This is a genomic window from Streptomyces hebeiensis (assembly GCF_052983195.1).
In genome coordinates this window covers 1,521,119-1,539,632 of the sequence record NZ_CM129812.1, presented here as the reverse complement: position 1 = coordinate 1,539,632, position 18,514 = coordinate 1,521,119, and the positions used below count along the sequence as shown (strand labels likewise).

The window sequence follows — 18,514 nt, the reverse complement described above, 5'->3', positions numbered from 1 at the left end:
CGACCATGCAGCGCCTCACCGCGGAATCGGTGACCCTCGGTTATGACCAGCGGGTCATCGCCCGCGATCTGTCCGTGGAGATCCCCGACCACTCGTTCACGGTGATCGTCGGTCCCAACGCCTGCGGCAAGTCGACCGTGCTGCGCGCTCTCTCCCGGATGCTGAAGCCCTCACGGGGGCAGGTCCTGCTGGACGGCGCGGCCATCCACACCATGCCCGCGAAGAAGGTGGCAAGGACCCTCGGCCTGCTGCCGCAGTCCTCCACGGCGCCCGACGGCATCACGGTCGCCGACCTGGTCGCGCGCGGGCGGTACCCGCACCAGGGGCTCCTGCGCCAGTGGTCGCCGCTCGACGAGCGGATCGTCGAGGAGTCGATGGCCTCGACCGGGGTGGGCGAGCTCGCCGACCGCCATGTCGACGAACTGTCCGGCGGCCAGCGCCAGCGCGTGTGGATCGCGATGGCCCTCGCCCAGCAGACACCGCTGCTGCTGCTGGACGAGCCCACCACGTACCTCGACATCCAGCACCAGATCGACGTACTCGACCTGTGCGCCGAACTGCACGAGACGCAGGGCCGCACACTGGTGGCCGTCCTGCACGACCTCAATCACGCCGCCCGGTACGCGACCCACCTGATCGCCATGCGCGACGGCCGTGTCGTCGCCGAGGGCGCGCCGGCGGAGGTCGTGACGGCGGAGCGGGTGGAGGAGGTGTTCGGGCTGCGCTGCCAGGTCATCGACGACCCGGAGACGGGCACTCCGCTGGTGGTCCCGGCCGCCCGCCGGGCCCGGCGGGCGGCCTCGGGCGCGGATGCCTCGGCCGGTGGCGGACGCGGGGCGGCCACGTACACCGAGCCCGCCCCGGCCTCCCTCGCACCGCCGGCCGGCGCCGTGCCGGAGAAATGACCCGGGCGCCGGCCGCGGCGCCCGCCCCTGGGACCTCGTCACGAGGCGCCGCCACGAGTGCGCCGTCGGAAGGACACCGCTACGAGGTGCCGCGCCCGTCAGAGCAGCGACTTGAGGCGCACCAGGTCGAGGATCCCGGCCTCCAGCCGCACCCGGCCCGCGCCCCAGGCGCGGGCGAAGTGCAGTTCGCCGTCCACCATCGCGACCAGGTCGTCACCGGTCATCGCCAGCCGGATCTGCGCCTTCTCCGGTGGCGGGCCGGCCACGGTGTCCGCCACCTCGATCCGGCCCGCCGTGAGACGGCCCTTGAACGTCACGTCTAGATCCGTGATGTGGCAGCTGAGGGAACGGTCCAGCCCGGCCGCGGTGCGGACCTTGCCGTCCGCCTGGGCCAGGTTGTCCGAGAGCTTGTCGAGTGCGCTGCGGCACTCCTCCATGGTCGCCATCGGAGCCGACGGTACCGCACGGCTTCGAGGTAGCGTCTTGGCATGGACGACTCGATGACGGGACCGGCCGGGCGGGCGCCGGGCCGCTCACCGGAGGAGGCCCCTGGCCGGGCACCGGCGCGGGCACCCGGCGAGCAGCGGGGCGAAGGGCCCGGCGAGGAGCCGGGGCGGGGGCCGGGGGCGCCTGGTTCCTCGGAGTACGAACCGGCGGCGCCCGCGCCGCTCGGTGTGGAGCGCGCCCCGACCGGCCACTCCGAGGTCGACGAGCGGCTGGCCAGGCTGGCCGACGCCGACCACCTCCCTGTTCAGGGCCATGCCGAGGTGTACGAGGATGTACACCAGGGGCTGCGCGACGCGCTGACCGCGCTCGACGCACGCCCGGGGCCGCCAGGACCACCGGCACCACCGGCACCACCGGCCCCGGGGGCGCCGGGCGCGCGCCGGGCCGGTTGACGGGCCCCGGTGACCTCTCTCGCGTACGACCACAGGAGCTGAACCGAACGTGGCTGGACTGGCACGCCGCCGTCTCGATGCCGAGCTGGTACGCCGCAACCTCGCGCGCTCGCGCGAGCACGCGAGCCAGCTGATCGCCGCGGGCCGGGTGACCGTCGGCGGCGCCACCGCGACCAAGGCCGCCACCCAGGTCGAGACCAGCGCGGCCGTCGTCGTCACCGAGGACGACGCCGACCCCGACTACGTCTCGCGCGGCGGGCACAAGCTCGCGGGCGCGCTGGCGGTCTTCACCCCGCTGGGCCTCGGCGTCGCCGGCCGGCGGGCGCTCGACGCGGGGGCGTCCACCGGCGGGTTCACCGATGTGCTGCTGAGGGCGGGGGCCGCGCACGTCGTCGCCGTGGACGTGGGGTACGGCCAACTCGCCTGGTCTTTGCGCAGCGATGAACGCGTCACCGTCAAGGACCGTACGAACGTACGTGAGTTGACGCTCGACGCGATCGAAGGTGAGCCAGTGGATCTCATTGTGGGAGATCTGTCGTTCATTCCGCTGGGCCTCGTACTGCCCGCGCTGGCGCGCTGTGCCGCGCCCGACGCCGATCTCTTGCTGATGGTCAAGCCGCAGTTCGAGGTCGGCAAGGAACGCCTGGGCAGTGGGGGAGTCGTGCGCAGCCCCGAGCTGCGCGCGGAGGCCGTACGGACCGTGGCGGGACAGGCGGGTGAACTCGGTCTCGGCGTACGGGGCGTCACCGCCAGTCCGCTGCCCGGTCCCGCCGGGAACGTCGAGTACTTTCTGTGGCTCCGCTCCGGAGCGCCCGAGCTGGATCCGGCCGATGTCGACCGCGCAGTGGCGGAGGGACCCCGTTGACCACGAAGAACGCAGCTGCCACCGGCGCCGAGCGCGTCGCGGGCGCCACGGAGAACACGGACACCAGGGCGAGCGCGGACACAATGGCGAACGCGGGGGACACGGCGAACGTGGACAACGCGGACGAGGCCTGCACCGAGTGCTCCGCGCGTGGGACGCACGCCGCCCCCGAGGGCACGGCGCACGAGGAGCGCACGGTCTTCCTGCTGGCCCACACCGGCCGGCCCGCCGCGGTCCGCAGCGCCGAACTGGTCGTGAACGGCCTGGTGCGCAGCGGTCTGGGCGTACGGGTGCTGGCCACGGAGGCCGTCGATCTGCCGCTGCCGCCGTCCGTCAAGACGGTCGCCGAGGACGACCCCGGCGTGCTCGACGGTTGCGAACTGCTGATCGTGCTCGGCGGCGACGGGACGCTGCTGCGCGGCGCCGCGTTCGCGCGGGCGTCCGGGGTCCCCATGCTCGGGGTCAACCTGGGCCGGGTCGGCTTCCTCGCGGAGGCGGAACGGGACGATCTGGACAAGGTCGTCCAACGGGTCGTCACTCGTGCGTATGAGGTCGAGGAGCGGATGACGATTGACGTCGTCGTGCACCGCAACGGCGACGTGGTCCACACGGACTGGGCGCTGAACGAGGCGGCCGTGCAGAAGGACTCGGCCGAGCGGATGCTGGAAGTGGTCCTGGAGATCGACGGCCGCCCGGTCACCGGGTTCGGCTGCGACGGGATCGTGTGCGCGACCCCCACCGGCTCGACGGCGTACGCCTTCTCGGCCGGCGGGCCGGTCGTCTGGCCCGAGGTGGAGGCGCTGCTGATGGTGCCCATCAGCGCCCACGCCCTGTTCGCCAAGCCGCTGGTGACATCGCCGACCACGGTGCTGGCGGTGGAGGTGCAGTCACAGACGCCGACCGGTGTGCTGTGGTGCGACGGGCGCCGGATGGTCGAACTGCCGCAGAACGCGCGGGTCGAGGTGCGCCGTGGTGCCGTGCCCGTACGGCTGGCGCGGCTGCACCACGCGTCGTTCACGGACCGGCTGGTGGCCAAGTTCGCGCTGCCGGTGTCGGGGTGGCGCGGGGCACCGCACTGAGCGGCCACGCCGTGGGCGGGTGCCGAGACCGCGTGGCCCGGGACGTCGTTCGCACCCGTCTCCCGGGCACCCGGTCACCTGCCGGGCCAGGTGCCCGGGCGCACGTCGCGCCGCGTACCCGGGCACGTGTCGAGGGGCGCACCGGGCCGGGAGCACCGCCACGTACACCGCGCGGAACCCGGTCACGGAAGTGCCGCCGCACTGCCCGTCCGGGGGAACCCGGGGTGGGGGCCGTCGCACGACGGGCTCCGGACCTCGTATGGTCATGACCGTGTTGGAGGAGATGCGGATACGGTCGCTCGGGGTCATCGACGACGCTGTCGTCGAGCTTTCACCCGGCTTCACCGCGGTGACCGGTGAGACAGGCGCGGGCAAGACCATGGTCGTCACCAGCCTCGGGCTGCTGCTCGGCGGGCGGGCCGATCCGGCCCTCGTGCGGATCGGCGCCAAGTCGGCGGTGGTGGAGGGGCGGCTGGCCCTGTCCGCCGGCGACCCCGCTGCCGTACGGGCGGAGGAGGCCGGCGCGGAGCTGGACGAGGGGGCGCTGCTCATCAGCAGGACCATCTCGGCCGAGGGGCGTTCGCGCGCTCATCTCGGCGGGCGCTCGGTACCGGTGGGCGTGCTCGCGGAACTGGCCGACGACCTGGTCGCGGTGCACGGACAGACCGACCAGCAGGGGCTGCTGCGCCCCGCCCGGCAGCGGGGCGCCCTCGACCGGTACGCGGGTGAGGCGGTGGCCGGGCCGCAGGCGGCGTACACGGCCGCCTACGTTCGGCTGCGGGCCGTCGCCACCGAGCTGGAGGAGCTGACCACGCGGGCGCGCGAGCGGGCGCAGGAGGCCGATCTGCTGCGCTTCGGGCTGAACGAGATCGCGGCGGTCGAGCCACGGGCCGGGGAGGACGCCGAGCTCGCCGCCGAGGCCGAGCGGCTCGGCCACGCCGAAGCCCTGGCGTCCGCCGCCGCCCTGGCGCACGCTGCCCTCGCGGGCGACCCGGAGGACCCGGAGGGCGTCGACGCGACGACGCTCGTCGCGGGCGCGGGCCGCGCGCTGGCGGCCGTGCGGGCCCACGACGCGGCGCTCGCCGGCCTCGCGGACCGGATGGGGGAGATCTCCATCCTGCTGGCGGACGTGGCGGGCGAACTCGCCGGATACGCGGACAACCTGGACGCCGACCCGCTGCGCCTGGCCGCGGTGGAGGAGCGGCGGGCCGCGCTCACCGCACTCACCCGCAAGTACGGCGAGGACATCACGGCCGTCCTGGCCTGGGCGGAGCGCGGTGCGGCGCGGCTGACGGAGCTGGAGAGCGACGACGACCGCATCGAGGAGCTGACGGCGGAGCGGGACCGGCTCCGGTCCGAACTCTCCCAGCTGGCCCGGGCACTGACGGACGCCCGCACGGAGGCGGCGGCGCGCTTCGCCGACGCGGTCACGGCGGAGCTGGCCTCGCTGGCGATGCCGCACGCGCGCGTCTCGTTCGACATCCGGCAGACCGAGGCGGCGGACGAGGCGTCCGGTGTCGAGGTCGGCGGCCGGTGGGTCGGGTACGGGCCGCATGGCGTGGACGAGGTCGAGCTGCTGCTCGCCCCCCACCCGGGCGCCCAGCCGCGACCGATCGCCAAGGGCGCGTCCGGGGGTGAGCTGTCGCGGGTGATGCTCGCGGTGGAGGTCGTCTTCGCGGGGTCCGACCCGGTGCCCACGTATCTCTTCGACGAGGTCGACGCGGGTGTCGGTGGCAAGGCGGCGGTCGAGGTCGGCCGCCGGCTCGCGGAGCTGGCCCGCTCCGCGCAGGTCGTCGTGGTGACCCACCTTCCGCAGGTCGCGGCGTTCGCGGACCGTCAGCTGCTGGTCGAGAAGACGAACGACGGCTCGGTGACGCGGTCGGGAGTGACGGTGCTGGAGGGGGAGGACCGGGTACGGGAACTGTCACGGATGCTGGCGGGCCAGGAGGACTCGGAGACGGCCCGGGCACACGCGGAGGAACTGCTGGCGACGGCGCGGGGCGCGGCGGGCTGAGCGGGGTCGCCGTCCGGCGGGGCACGGTTGGCCGTCCTGCGGGGATGCGATCCGCGCCTCCGGCGGGGGTGCGGTTGGCCATTCGGTGGGGGTGTGGTTCGCGCCTCCGGCGCCCGCCTCCCGTAACCGGCTGCGCCCCGGTTCCCCGCGTAAAGCGGACCGAGCCCGGGGCCGGCCGATGCCCGCGCCCGTGCCTTCGCGGCTCCGCACGCCGGCTCCGCTCGGGGCGGAGCCCGTCGCGTTCGCCGGAACGTGTTCCGTACCACTGGTGCGGTCGGTGCGCACGGGAGTCGCCCCCCGGCCCGGGGACGGCGACCGAGGGGGCGCCCGGTGCAGGCACCGCGCCCGGCGCGCCTACGCTGGGCGCATGACCGTCAGCCGCGGCAGAACCGCCGTCTGCGTCACCGCTCTCGCCACCACCCGCGCCGTGTACCAGGCGCTCCGTACCCGCGCGCCAGGTACGTCCGCGCGTTGGCGGCGGAGCAACTACGCCGGACGTACGGTCGACCTCTACGCCGGACCGGCGACCGCGCTCGGTGCCGCCGCCGGGACGGTCCTCGCCGGGAGCTCGTCCGCCGCGCGCACCGCGCCCGCCGTGGCCCTCGTCGTGCTCGCCGCGGGAGCGTGCGGGGCGTACGACGACGCGGTCGGGGCCGACGACCCGCGACGGGGCTTCCGGGCACACCTCGGGGCGCTGCGGCGCGGCGAGGTGACCGGTGGCGCGGTCGGACTCCTCGGTATCGGCGCGGCCTCGCTCGGGGCCGCCGCGCTGCTCAAGGAACGGCCCGCCGACCGGCTGCTGGCCGCGGTCGTGGTCGCGGGCGCCGCGCACTGCGTGAACCTGCTGGACGTACGGCCGGGCCGGGCCGGTCTCGGGGTGCTGGCCCTGGCCGCGCCCGGGCTGCTGCGCCGCGGCCCGGCCGGGGCGTTCGCCGCCGTTCCCGTGGGCGCGGCCGCCGCCGTCGTCCTGGACGACCTCGGCGAGCGCACCATGCTCGGTGACGCCGGCGCGCACGCGCTCGGCGCCGCGCTGGGGGTGGCGGCGGTGGTGGGGAACGGCCGGGCCGGGTTGGCCGTTCACGCACTGGGAGTCATCGCGGCGACGGCGTACGGTGACAGGACCAGCCGGTCGGCGACCGGCCCGGCCACCGCCTCGCGGAGTCATCCACACTCACCCGCGTGAGTGATCGCGGGTGCGGAGTCGCGGCGGGGTCGCGGCGTTCGACGCGAGAACGACGCCCCGACAGTGCCGGAACGTGCGTGCGGGCTGGCATCCTTGGCGCAGTCCCCCCGTCCACGCCCCCACCCGAGTCCAGGAGCCTTGCCCACGTGACACAACTGCGTACGGTCCAGGTGCTGGGCGGTGGCAGTGCGGGCAGCAGCGCGCACGTCCGCTCGCTGGCGGCGGGTCTGGTCGCCCGGGGAGTGCGCGTGACGGTCTGTGCCCCGGAAGAACTGGAACACGCCCACGACTTCGGCGGTTGCGGGGCCCAGTACGTCACCGTGCCCCGGCGCGCGGCTCCGGCGCCGGTCGCGGCGCTGCGCGCGGCGTGCGCCGGTGCGGACGTGGTGCACGCGCACGGCCTGAACGCCGCCGTACGGGCCGTGGTGGCGCTCGGCGGCCGGCCGGTTCCGCTGGTCGTCACGCTCCACACCCGTTCCCGGGCGACCGGCGTGCGCGGCGGACTGCCGCGGCTGCTGGAGCGCCGGGCCGTACGGGCGGCGACGGTGGTGCTCGGTACGTCGTCGGAACTGGTCGACCGGGCCCGCCGCGCGGGCGCCCGGGACGCCAGGCTCGCCCCCGTCGCCCTGCCCGGCGCCCGTTTCCCGGCCCCCGGTCCGGAGAACAAGGCGCGGGCCGAACTCGGCGCCGTCGAACGTCCGTTATTGATGGCCGCCGGCGGCCTCGAGCAGGGCCAGGGGTACGACACGCTGCTGGACGCTGCCGGCACCTGGCGCGGCCTCGACCCGGCGCCGCTGGTCGTCGTCGCGGGGGACGGCAGGGAACGCGCCGGGCTCCAGCGTCGCATCGACGCCGCCGACCTGCCCGTGCGGCTGCTCGGCCGCCGCGACGACGTCCCCGAACTCCTCGCCGCCGCCGACCTCGCGGTCCTGCCGAGCCGCTGGGAGGCCCGCTCCGTCCTCGCGCGGGAGGCACTGCGCCTCGGGGTGCCCCTGGTCGCCACGGCGGTGGGCGGCACTCCCGACCTGGTCGGGGACGCGGCCGTACTCGTACCGTACGGGGACGCGCCGGCCCTCTCGCACGCCGTCCTGCGGCTCCTGGCCGACCCGGCCGCGCGCCGCCGCCTGACCGCGGCCGGCCGCGCGCAGGCGGCGACCTGGCCCACGGAGGACGAGACGATCGCGCACGTACTGAGCCTGTACGACGAACTCACCCAGCCCTGGTGCCTTCGGTAGGACCGCCGTTTCCCCGGCTCCCGCTAGTGCCGCGACCGGCAAGGTTTGCCCGTCAAGGAGCGGCGTCCGGTGCGTGTGATCGCAAGGCGGGCAGAAGTCCATGTAGCGGAGCTACCTGGGCTTGTGGCCAACGCGGCGAGCGCGCGTGCCGGGCGTCGCGACGGGGCAAACGTTGCCGGGAGGGGCACTAGAGCCTGCTTCCGCGCGGGGGAAGCGTGCGGCTCCTCGGTATGCGCAGTCGGCGTCGTACGCCGGCGACAGGGTCCAGGACACCGAAGCGGAGTGTGAGCGAGTCCCGGCCCGGGAGCGGTTTGGCGTAGGCGGGCAGGGCGCGCTGCCGGAAGCGCGCCGGGGGCAGGCCGGGCCCGGCCGGTACGGGAAACGTCAGGGGTGCGTCCGTCAGGAGCAGGGCCAGGGAGAGCTCCCACTCGCCCGTCTCCAGGGAGCGGGAGGCGACGGCCCGGGCGAGGTCGACGCGGAGTTCGAACGGACCCGGGGCGGTGAGGACTCCGTTCTGGAAGGCCCCGAGGTCGACCGTGTGACCGGCGCGGCCGGCCCGGACGACGAGGTCGGCCGCGGTGAGCCCGGCGATGTCGGCGTGGCCCGTGAGCACCAGGACCCCGGGGACGTCCGCCGCCCACGCGGTCCCGCGCACCCGCACCCGCGGGCGCAGGGGGTGCCGCAGCTGACCCACGTCGAGCGTCAGATCGCCCTGGGGCGTGGTGTAGTAGGGCGTGACGGTCCGGGTCGTTCCGTCGGCGGTGCGGGTGAGACGGGGCAGCGGCCGGGTGTCGACGCCCTCGGCACGCCGGTTGCCCACGCGTGCCTCCTTCGCGATGCCCTGGCCGCGCACCCGCAGGTGGACGTCCCAGAGTCCGCGGGGCAGATGTCGGCCGTCCGCCGCCGTGGCGATGTCGATCCGTGCGCTGAACCCGGCCAGTCCGTAGTCGTACGGGTGCTCCCCGGCGGTCGGGTTCTCCCCGTCGGTGCGGACCGGCTCGGCCGGCTCCGGGGCGTGGGCGGGGTCGGGGTCGGCGGGGAAGCGGTACTCGGTACGGCTTCCCCGCTCGCGCAGGACGACGTCGACGGCCGCCTCGCGGGTGTCGATCCGGTCGATGTAGGCGTGTCCGCTCAGCCGCAGACAGGTTCCGGCCAGGGCCGCGGTGTCCAGCCGGTGGCGCACGGGCAGCCGGTCGGTGATGTCGTAGCAACTGTCCGGAACGGCCCGCGAGGGGTCGCGGAAATAGGGATACGCGCCGAAGGCCCGGCCCCCGTCGACGACGACCCGTTCCTTCGCGCCGGACCGGTCGAAGGCGATGACCTCCCGCAATTCCTCCAGCATGCCGCGACCGGCCAGGTGGAGGCGCAGCCGGGTCACCGGGGCGAGCCGCGCGGCGATTTCATCGGTGTACCACTGGTCGAGCATGCGTCTTATCTCGGTGGCCGCGGACTCCCGTCTCTCGGGATCGGTCTCGCGCACCAGGTGGTGCAGCACACCGTTGAGGTCCACCTCGAGGTGGCGGCGCACCAGCAGATCACGGTTCGGCCCGGCCACCACCTCCCGGGACAGCAGGTCGAACATCAGCGAGAGGAAGCGCAGCCGCGGGTGCGTTCCCCGCGTGGTCAGCGTGACGTTGTTGCCGTCCTCGCGCTCGACCCAGTAGTAGCAGTCGTAGTCGGCCACCACTGAGATAACGGCGGCGCGCAGATAGGCCATGGCGACGAACGGCTGGTCCTCACCGACCCGCAGGTCGGTACGGAAGCGCAGTCCCAGGCGCTCGATCATCTCTCGCCGGAACAGCTTGAGCGGGCTGAGCGTCCAGTACACGCGCGAGGCGAACAGGTCCGCCTTCGGCTGGTTGCGCCGGAACATCGAGCGGGGTGCGTTGCGCCCGCCGATTCCCACCATCTTGCCGAGCACCACGTCGGACCCCTGGGCGTCGGCCATGGCCACCATGCGTTCCAGGGCCTCGGGGCCGAGGTGGTCGTCGGCGTCCAGGAAGAAGACGTACCGCCCGCGGGCCAGGTCGAGACCGGCGTTGCGCGGTGCCGAGGGACCGCCGGAGTTGGCCTGGTGCACGACCCGCACCACCTCGGGGAACTTCTCGGCCAGCCGGTCCAGTTCGGCGCCCGTTCCGTCCGTCGACCCGTCGTCGACGGCGACCAGCTCGACCCGGCCGTCGCCGATGGTCTGCTCGACCACGGACATCACGCACCGGGTCATGTAAGGCATCGCGTTGTACGCCCCGACTATCACAGTGACGTCAGGAACAGCCGTCTCCGGCACACCGCTCAACACACTCCACCTTCTCGTGGCAGGAAGAATGAAAACCGCAGAACAGACGCGCGGCAGGGGGCCGGTCGCAGGAACCACAAGCAGTGCCGCGCCCGCGACTGTCAGATTAACAGTCGAATTTGACAACTCTTCACCATCCGACCATGCGGCCTTCACTGATCGGAGCATGTGGTGCCCAGGCCGGGGCGGCAGCGGCTGGAGTCCCCATGACGCGCTCCTGACCGCGTTCGCCGTCGACCCCTGGTACGCGGTGGTGGTGCTGGTCTTCGTAGTGGTGGCCTACCAGCAGTTCGAGAACCACCTGATCCAGCCGAAACTCACGTCCAAAACCGTGGACATCCATCCAGCGGTGGCCTTCGGCTCCGTGATCGCCCGTCGCCGCGGGCGCGGCTGCGCGGACTGCCGCGCCGCCGCGGCCGTACCTGACCGGGCTTGCGAAGACCTCCGGCAGGTGAAACAGGCCCGCTTGGGTGACGATGGAGCTGTACGACCCGACCGTGCTCTTCCAGGAGGAGGCAGCGGCATGACGTATCCCTCCGATTCCCCGGGCACCGGCCCTCCGCGCGGCACCGCGTCACAAGACGCCCCCTCGAGCGAAGGCATGGGCGCCTTGGCGAACATGGGCTGGCAGATCCTGCTCACCACGGGCCTGGCCACGATCGCCCTGGGTGTCGTGATCTTCGCCTGGCCGAACGAGACGCTGCGGGTCGTCGGCGTACTCTTCGGCATCTACCTGCTGGCCACCGGCGTCTTCCAGCTGGCCGCCGCTTTCGGCACGCACGTCCCCCGGCATCTTCGGGTGCTGCACTTCCTCACGGGTGCGCTCTTCGTCCTGCTGGGGCTGATCTGCTTCCGGGGCACCCTGCAGTCGATCTTCCTGCTCGCCCTGTGGATCGGCTTCAGCTGGCTGCTGCGCGGCATCACGGTGACGGCTGCGGCGGCCTCCGCCGCAGACATGCCGGCACGCGGCTGGCAGTTGTTCTACGGGATCATCAGCACGGTGGCGGGAATTGTGCTGATCGTCTCGCCGTTCACCTCGATCGCCGCACTCACCCTGGTGGTGGGCATCATGGCCGTGCTACTGGGGGTGGTCGAGGTGTTCCAGGCCGTCAGGATGCGCGTCGAAGTCGGTCGCCTCGCTCCTGGCGGCACTGCCGCCGAGCGGCGGCCTCTGTTCCACCGCTCGCACCCTCAGCACTGATCGCGGCGCAGACTCCGGCGCCCCGCTCGTGCGGCGCGCGCCGTACCGGGCGTCTGTGGCCGTCCATCTGCCCGGCTGCCGCAGCGCACGGGTGTGCCGCCAACCGGCACTGACGACCGATGCCGCAGTCACGCCGCCGGGAGGCGACCGATGTCTTACGTCAACGGGGCCGCCGAAGGCCGGCCTGAACGCCGCGAGCGGGCGCGGTAATGGCCGGCACTCGGACACGCTTTCGGGTTGTGATCGTGGCGAATCCACGCTCGGGCGGCGGCAAGACAGCTCGTTACGGCCTGGTGCAGCGGGCCGAGGACATGGGAGCCCAGGTCTGGACGACCAGTGCGGAAGGGGACGCGGCGTCGCTCGCGAGGACGGCCGTCGAGGAGGGTGCGCGGGTGCTGGGGGTCGCGGGCGGCGACGGCACCGTGTCGGTGGTCGCAGCGGTGGCCGCCGACACGGACCGGTCGCTGGTCGTGGTCCCGGCGGGCACCCGCAACCACTTCGCCCGGGACCTGGGCCTCGATCTGCGCGATCCGGGCCGGGCGCTGGGCGCTCTGGTCGACGGTGAGCCCACGCGGGTGGACCTGGGGGTGCTCGGCTCGCGTGTCTTCGTCAACAACGTCTCTTTCGGTATGTACGCCGACGCCCTGCTGGCGCCCGGGTACCGGGAGGACAAGCCACGCGCCTTCGCCGCGGTGGCGCCCGACTACGTCAAGGGCAAGCAGTGGGTCGACGCCCGCGTGGACACACCATGGGGGACCGTCGAGTTCCCGCAAGTGGTGCTGATCTCCAACAACCCCTACCACCTGGCCACACCGCGCTGGCTGGGCCGCCGCTTCTCACTCACCACGGGACAGCTGGGCGCCATCGTCCTCAAGCGCCCGACTCAGGCGCCCCCGGATCTCCTGCGGCACCTGCGCGGCGAACTGCGACAGCACGAGCGCGGTGCCGGCCCGGCGGATGAAGGAGCCGTCACCTGGTCCGCTCCTGGCATCACACTGCACGGTGATGTGCAGTATCTGGACGCGGGCATCGACGGCGAAGCGGTGCGGCTTCCTCTCCCCGTCCTGTGCGGAATCCGGCCGGGTGCCCTGCGTGTGCTGCTGCCGAAGGACCGGCCAGGGATCCCGCCCGAGCGCGCGGTGCGCCATTGAACGGAAGCTCTCGTATCCGACATGGCGACGACATCGCCGCATGGAAATACGACACGGAAACGGGAACCTGCAGGCGCGTCAGCCGCCGTACGCTCCGGACGCCGTCAGGCGCAGCGCGGTGTCGATCAGCGGCACATGGCTGAACGCCTGCGGGAAGTTCCCGACCTGCCGCTGGGCGGCGGAGTCCCACTCCTCCGCCAGCAGTCCCAGGTCGTTCCGCAACGCCAGCAGCTTCTCGAAGAGCTTCCGTGCCTCGTCCACCCGGCCGATCATCGCCAGATCGTCCGCGAGCCAGAACGAGCAGGCCAGGAACGCGCCCTCCTCGCCCGCCAGACCGTCCACGCAGCCGTCCCCGTTCGAGGTCGGGTAGCGCAGCACGAACCCGTCCGGCGTGGACAGCTCCCGCTGGACCGCCTCGATCGTGCCGATGACCCGCTTGTCGTCCGGCGGCAGGAAACCCATCTGTGGGATGAGCAGCAGCGACGCGTCCAGCTCCGGGGAGCCGTAGGACTGCGTGAAGGTGTTCCGCTCCTTGTCGTAGCCCTTCTCGCAGACGTCGCGGTGGATGTCGTCGCGCAGCTCGCGCCAGCGCTCCAGCGGCCCGTCGGCGTCACCCGACTCGATCAGCTTGATCGTGCGGTCGACCGCCACCCAGGCCATCACCTTGGAGTGCACGAAGTGCCGCCGCGGCCCGCGCACCTCCCAGATGCCCTCGTCCGGCTCGTCCCAGTGGTCCTCCAGGTAGTGGATCAGCTTGAGCTGGAGGACGGAGGCGTAGTCGTTACGGGACAGGCCCGTCATGTGCGCCAGGTGCAGCGCCTCGGTGACCTCGCCGTACACGTCCAGCTGGAGCTGGTGCGCCGCGCCGTTGCCGACCCGGACCGGGGACGAGTTCTCGTAGCCCGGCAGCCAGTCCAGCTCCGCCTCGCCCAGTTCGCGCTCGCCCGCGATGCCGTACATGATCTGGAGGCTCTCCGGGTCGCCCGCGACCGCGCGCAGCAGCCATTCGCGCCAGGCGCGCGCCTCCTCGCGGTAGCCGGTGCGCAGCAGCGAGGAGAGGGTGATCGCGGCGTCGCGCAACCAGGTGTAGCGGTAGTCCCAGTTCCGTACGCCGCCGATCTCCTCCGGCAGGGAGGTGGTGGGCGCGGCGACGATGCCGCCCGTCGGGGCGTAGGTGAGCGCCTTGAGCGTGATCAGCGAGCGGATCACGGCCTCCCGGTAGGGGCCGTGGTACGTGCAGTGCTCGACCCACTCGCGCCAGAAGTCGGCGGTCGCCTCCAGCGAACCCTCCGGGTCGGGCAGCGCGGGCGGCTGCTTGTGCGAGGGCTCCCAGCTCATGGTGAAGGCGACCCGCTCGCCCGGCGACACCGTGAAGTCGGAGTACGTCGTCAGCTCCTCGCCGTACGTCTCCGCCTCGGTGTCCAGCCAGATGGAGTCCGGCCCGGCCACGGCCACCGTGCGGGTGTCGTCCACCCTGTGGACCCAGGGGACGATCCGGCCGTAGCTGAAGCGCATGCGCAACGCGGACCGCACCGGGACCCGGCCGCTGATGCCCTCCACGATCCGGATCAGCTGCGGGGCGCCGTCGCGCGGCGGCATGAAATCGGTCACCCGTACCGTGCCGCGCGGGGTGTCCCACTCCGACTCCAGGATCAGGGAGTCCCCGCGGTAGCGGCGCCGCGTGGCGGTCGGTGCCGTGTCGTCCGCGGCGTGCACGGGCCCCAGCCGCCAGAACCCGTGCTCCTCGGTCCCGAGCAGCGCCGCGAACACGGCGTGCGAGTCGAAGCGGGGCAGGCACAGCCAGTCGACCGTGCCGTCCCGGCAGACCAGTGCCGCGGTCTGCATGTCTCCGATGAGTGCGTAATCCTCGATGCGCCCGGCCACGTGTGTCTCCAGTCGAACGGCCATGGTGGCCCCGGAGGGCTCTTTCTGCGGTCAAGGGTCGTTGACGAGCTTCTGTTCCGGGAAATTCCGGGAGGGCGGACGGTGCTCGGCGCCGGTCCTGATTGTCCTGTGCCGTCCCGGCTCGGCAGCGAATGTCCGAGCAGGATACGACGCGGCAAGCGCGTCGGCCGGCACGCTCTCGACAACGCCGGCCCGCCGAACGGGTGGGCCCGGGGGCCGTGCGGGGAACAGGGTGACTCGTGTGAGCGCTCCTGTGCAAGCCGGGCCGGAAACCACTCGCCGCGCGCCGTGCCGGACCGTGCCCGGCCCGCGGCCGGCCCGCACCGGAGCGGGCCGTACCGGAACCAGCCCCCCGCGGCGCTGATACCCTGGTAGCCCGTGGACCGGTGGACTCCTGCGACGCGACTGGGGCCCCGAACCCGCAGCGACGGACGTTCCTCCTCGGAACCCTCGGAACCCTTGGAACCCTCGGACTCCGTCGGACCGGATCGTCAGAGGCACAGCCGTCTGCGGATCCGGTCCGGAACCGACAGGGGCGTCCGGTACGCACCTCGAACCGCGACCACGGGAGCACCGCCTTGGCCATGCCGAATCGATCCTCGTCCTCGACGACCAAGCACATCTTCGTCACCGGGGGTGTCGCATCATCCCTCGGCAAGGGCCTGACCGCCTCCAGCCTGGGCGCGCTGCTCAAGGCGCGCGGACTGCGGGTGACCATGCAGAAGCTGGACCCGTACCTGAACGTCGACCCCGGCACGATGAACCCGTTCCAGCACGGTGAGGTGTTCGTCACCAACGACGGGGCGGAGACCGATCTGGACATCGGTCACTACGAGCGTTTCCTCGACGTCGACCTCGACGGCTCGGCCAACGTCACCACCGGTCAGGTCTACTCGCAGGTCATCGCCAAGGAACGGCGCGGCGAGTACCTGGGTGACACCGTCCAGGTCATTCCGCACATCACCAACGAGATCAAGCACCGCATCCGGCGGATGGCGACCGGTGACGTCGACGTCGTGATCACCGAGGTCGGCGGGACGGTCGGCGACATCGAGTCGCTGCCGTTCCTGGAGACCGTCCGCCAGGTGCGCCACGAGGTGGGCCGCGACAACGTCTTCGTCGTGCACATCTCCCTGCTCCCGTACATCGGTCCCTCCGGCGAGCTGAAGACCAAGCCGACCCAGCACTCGGTCGCGGCCCTGCGCAACATCGGCATCCAGCCGGACGCCATCGTGCTCCGCGCCGACCGCGACGTGCCGCTGTCCATCAAGCGCAAGATCTCGCTGATGTGCGACGTGGACGACAACGCGGTCGTGGCGTGCGTGGACGCCAAGTCGATCTACGACATCCCGAAGGTCCTGCACACCGAGGGCCTGGACGCCTATGTCGTCCGGAAGCTCGACCTTCCCTTCCGCGATGTCGACTGGACGGTCTGGGACGACCTGCTCGACCGCGTCCACAACCCCGACCACGAGGTGACCGTCGCCCTGGTCGGCAAGTACATCGACCTGCCGGACGCCTACCTGTCGGTGACCGAGGCCCTCCGCGCGGGCGGCTTCGCCAACCGGGCGCGGGTCAAGGTGAAGTGGGTCACCTCGGACGACTGCAAGACGCCGGCGGGCGCCGCGAAGCAGCTGGGCGACGTCGACGGCGTGCTGATCCCGGGCGGTTTCGGTGAGCGCGGGGTGACCGGCAAGGTGGGCGCCATCCAATTCGCCCGCGAGCAGCGGATCCCGCTGCTGGGCATCTGCCTGGGCCTCCAGTGCATCGTGATCGAGGCCGCGCGCAACCTGGTGGAGATCCCCGAGGCGAACTCGACGGAGTTCGACTCCGGCACCTCGCACCCGGTGATCTCCACGATGGAGGAGCAGCTGGCGTACGTGGAGGGCGCGGGCGACCTGGGCGGCACGATGCGGCTCGGGCTCTATCCGGCGAAGCTCGCGGAGGGCTCCATCGTGCGCGAGGTGTACGAGGACCAGCCGTACGTGGAGGAGCGCCACCGCCACCGCTACGAGGTCAACAACACCTACCGGGCGGAACTGGAGAAGAAGGCCGGGCTGGTCTTCTCTGGCACCTCCCCGGACAACAAGCTGGTCGAGTACGTCGAGTACCCGCGCGCGACCCACCCGTACCTGGTCGCCACCCAGGCCCACCCGGAGCTGCGCTCCCGGCCGACGCGTCCGCACCCGCTGTTCGCGGGGCTGGTGAAGGCGGCGGTGGAACGCAAGGAGGGCGGCGCGGGTCAGGTCTGACGGCCGGGCCGGACGCCGGGCTCCCCGGGGCCGGCCGGCCCGCGCACCCTGCCACCCGCACCGGCCGCCCGCACCGAGGGCTTCGCTCCCGTCATGTGCCCGGGGCCCGTGCCAGGGGGCCCGGCTTCCGGGGCCCGCGGCTCGCGTTCCGGCCACCGGGCCTGCCGTGCCGGGCTCGGCCGCCCCGGGCCTGGGCGCCCGGTGCAGGCGATACGGTGGAGCCGGGGTACGGGCATCCACGACCGGTACCCCGGATTCCGCTTGTGTGCCGCTGTGTGGGAGGACGGTTTCATGACCATCGAGGACGCCCCCGAGGAATGGCGGGTCACCGCCACCTCGACACCCTTCCGCGGAAACAAGACGAGTGTCCGCACGGACGACGTGGTCATGCCCGACGGCTCGGTCCACGCGCGGGACTACCAGGTCCACCCCGGTTCCGTGGCGATCCTCGCGCTGGACGACGCGGACCGGGTCATCGTGCTGCGCCAGTACCGGCACCCGGTGCGGCAGAAGCTCTGGGAGATCCCGGCCGGGCTGCTCGACGTACCGGGCGAGAACCCGCTGCACGCGGCGCAGCGCGAGCTGTACGAGGAGGCTCACGTCAAGGCCGAGGACTGGCGGGTGCTGGTGGACGTCTACACGACGCCCGGCGGCTGTGACGAGGCGGTACGCGTCTTCCTCGCCCGGGACCTGTCCGAGGCGGAGGGGGAGCGCTTCGCGGTCGCGGAGGAAGAGGCGGACATGGAACTCGCCCGGGTGGACCTGGCCGACCTGGTCCGGGGCGTGCTCGCGGGTGAGCTGCACAACAACTGCCTGGCGGTGGGGGTGCTGGCGCTGACGGCGGCGCGGGCGGGGGACGGGTTCGAGGCGCTGAGGCCGGCGGAGGCGCCGTGGCCCGCCCGGCCGTTCGAGTCCTGAGCGGCAGGGCTCGCGCGCGCTGAGCGACCGGACCCAGCGGACGTCTCTCGTCGCCGGGCGGCTTTCGGGGCGTCGGCGCGGCCGGATCGATGGTGCCGACCAGGTTGGTCATATCGCCGTACCGGTACGACGATATGACTGACCCGGTCGGGGGACGCCCCGGCCCCGCTGCGACGGTCCGGTCGCAGAGCGTGAACTAGGCTCGGACCGCCCGTGCGGGGACCCGGCGGGCTCGGCTCGTGCGCAGGCGGACGGAGCGTGGCCGTGACGGATCAGGCGACCGATCGGACGGTGGAGGCGGCCGGCTCCCGGCGGGACGCGGGGCGGGCCACCGCGGGAGTGGCAGAATCTGATGGGCCGTCGTTCGGGACGAGGCGTTCGGCGGCGCGTTCCACGACGTCCGAGACGAAAGGTACGGCCCGGGTGAACGTCCCGGATGAGCCCGCGGACGCGGTCGACGGCGACCGCGGCAGTGACATGACGGCGGCGGACCTCGGCTTGGCCGAGGTCCGCCGCCGTCGTCCTACGGCCCCCGGCGACGCCGGCACGGAGCCGGTACCGGACGGCACCGAGCGGGACGACACCGAGCCGGGCGGCCCGGAAGGCCGGCT

The 18,514-nt window shown here is 72.9% G+C and carries 14 protein-coding genes and 1 pseudogene; 12 read left to right on the top strand and 3 right to left on the bottom strand.

What is annotated here, in order from left to right; translation table 11 throughout:
- Nucleotides 1-5: 5 nt before the first annotated feature.
- A complete protein-coding gene (locus ACU6P3_RS06635; protein WP_447196319.1) occupies nucleotides 6-905 on the top strand; it encodes an ABC transporter ATP-binding protein in 900 nt (299 codons plus the stop codon).
- A 98-nt stretch (nucleotides 906-1,003) separates the two neighbouring features.
- On the opposite strand, the gene ACU6P3_RS06630 is transcribed toward ACU6P3_RS06635, so the two are convergent.
- Entirely contained in the window at nucleotides 1,004-1,351 is a 348-nt protein-coding gene (locus ACU6P3_RS06630) for a sterol-binding protein (RefSeq protein ID WP_447196318.1), read from the bottom strand.
- Nucleotides 1,352-1,393: 42 nt separating this feature from the next.
- Between ACU6P3_RS06630 and ACU6P3_RS06625 the strand changes: the two genes are divergently transcribed.
- The 6 genes from ACU6P3_RS06625 (at nucleotide 1,394) to ACU6P3_RS06600 (ending at nucleotide 8,180) form a co-directional block, all read left to right on the top strand.
- Nucleotides 1,394-1,804, top strand: coding sequence for a hypothetical protein (locus tag ACU6P3_RS06625; protein WP_447196317.1), 411 nt, complete (start codon nucleotides 1,394-1,396; stop codon nucleotides 1,802-1,804).
- A 49-nt stretch (nucleotides 1,805-1,853) separates the two neighbouring features.
- On the top strand, nucleotides 1,854-2,669 hold the full coding sequence (locus ACU6P3_RS06620; protein ID WP_344285167.1) for a TlyA family RNA methyltransferase: 816 nt from the start codon (nucleotides 1,854-1,856) through the stop codon (nucleotides 2,667-2,669).
- A complete protein-coding gene (locus ACU6P3_RS06615) occupies nucleotides 2,666-3,748 on the top strand; it encodes an NAD kinase (protein ID WP_447196316.1) in 1,083 nt (360 codons plus the stop codon). The genes ACU6P3_RS06620 and ACU6P3_RS06615 overlap by 4 nt, the downstream gene beginning before the upstream one ends.
- Nucleotides 3,749-4,013: 265 nt before the next feature.
- Entirely contained in the window at nucleotides 4,014-5,762 is a 1,749-nt protein-coding gene (recN, locus tag ACU6P3_RS06610) for a DNA repair protein RecN (protein ID WP_447196315.1), read from the top strand.
- 367 nt (nucleotides 5,763-6,129) lie between these two features.
- Nucleotides 6,130-6,945 carry a hypothetical protein gene (locus tag ACU6P3_RS06605; protein WP_447196314.1) on the top strand — a complete coding sequence of 272 codons (816 nt, stop codon included), beginning with the start codon at nucleotides 6,130-6,132 and terminating at the stop codon, nucleotides 6,943-6,945.
- A 146-nt stretch (nucleotides 6,946-7,091) separates the two neighbouring features.
- Entirely contained in the window at nucleotides 7,092-8,180 is a 1,089-nt protein-coding gene (locus ACU6P3_RS06600; RefSeq protein ID WP_447196313.1) for a glycosyltransferase family 4 protein, read from the top strand.
- Between the two features lie 187 nt (nucleotides 8,181-8,367).
- On the opposite strand, the gene ACU6P3_RS06595 is transcribed toward ACU6P3_RS06600, so the two are convergent.
- Nucleotides 8,368-10,644: a glycosyltransferase gene (locus tag ACU6P3_RS06595; protein WP_447196312.1), complete on the bottom strand. Its 2,277-nt coding sequence runs from the start codon at nucleotides 10,642-10,644 to the stop codon at nucleotides 8,368-8,370.
- On the opposite strand from ACU6P3_RS06595, the pseudogene ACU6P3_RS06590 reads away from it, so the two are divergent.
- The 3 genes and pseudogenes from ACU6P3_RS06590 to ACU6P3_RS06580 all read left to right on the top strand — a co-directional run.
- Nucleotides 10,643-10,837 (top strand): annotated as a pseudogene (locus ACU6P3_RS06590) (AI-2E family transporter); the annotation flags it as partial. The gene ACU6P3_RS06595 and the pseudogene ACU6P3_RS06590 sit on opposite strands and share 2 nt — an antisense overlap.
- A 162-nt stretch (nucleotides 10,838-10,999) precedes the next feature.
- On the top strand, nucleotides 11,000-11,677 hold the full coding sequence (locus ACU6P3_RS06585) for an HdeD family acid-resistance protein (RefSeq protein ID WP_447197792.1): 678 nt from the start codon (nucleotides 11,000-11,002) through the stop codon (nucleotides 11,675-11,677).
- Between the two features lie 245 nt (nucleotides 11,678-11,922).
- Nucleotides 11,923-12,828 (top strand): diacylglycerol/lipid kinase family protein, encoded by a 906-nt coding sequence (locus ACU6P3_RS06580; RefSeq protein ID WP_447196311.1) that lies wholly within the window; start codon nucleotides 11,923-11,925, stop codon nucleotides 12,826-12,828.
- A gap of 78 nt (nucleotides 12,829-12,906) precedes the next feature.
- Here the strand turns inward: ACU6P3_RS06580 and ACU6P3_RS06575 are convergent, their stop codons facing one another.
- Nucleotides 12,907-14,736: a glycoside hydrolase family 15 protein gene (locus ACU6P3_RS06575; protein ID WP_447196310.1), complete on the bottom strand. Its 1,830-nt coding sequence runs from the start codon at nucleotides 14,734-14,736 to the stop codon at nucleotides 12,907-12,909.
- Between the two features lie 581 nt (nucleotides 14,737-15,317).
- Between ACU6P3_RS06575 and pyrG the strand changes: the two genes are divergently transcribed.
- Nucleotides 15,318-16,985, top strand: coding sequence for a CTP synthase (gene pyrG, locus ACU6P3_RS06570; protein WP_447196309.1), 1,668 nt, complete (start codon nucleotides 15,318-15,320; stop codon nucleotides 16,983-16,985).
- 291 nt (nucleotides 16,986-17,276) lie between these two features.
- Nucleotides 17,277-17,903 carry an NUDIX domain-containing protein gene (locus ACU6P3_RS06565; protein ID WP_447196308.1) on the top strand — a complete coding sequence of 209 codons (627 nt, stop codon included), beginning with the start codon at nucleotides 17,277-17,279 and terminating at the stop codon, nucleotides 17,901-17,903.
- Nucleotides 17,904-18,514 lie beyond the last annotated feature (611 nt).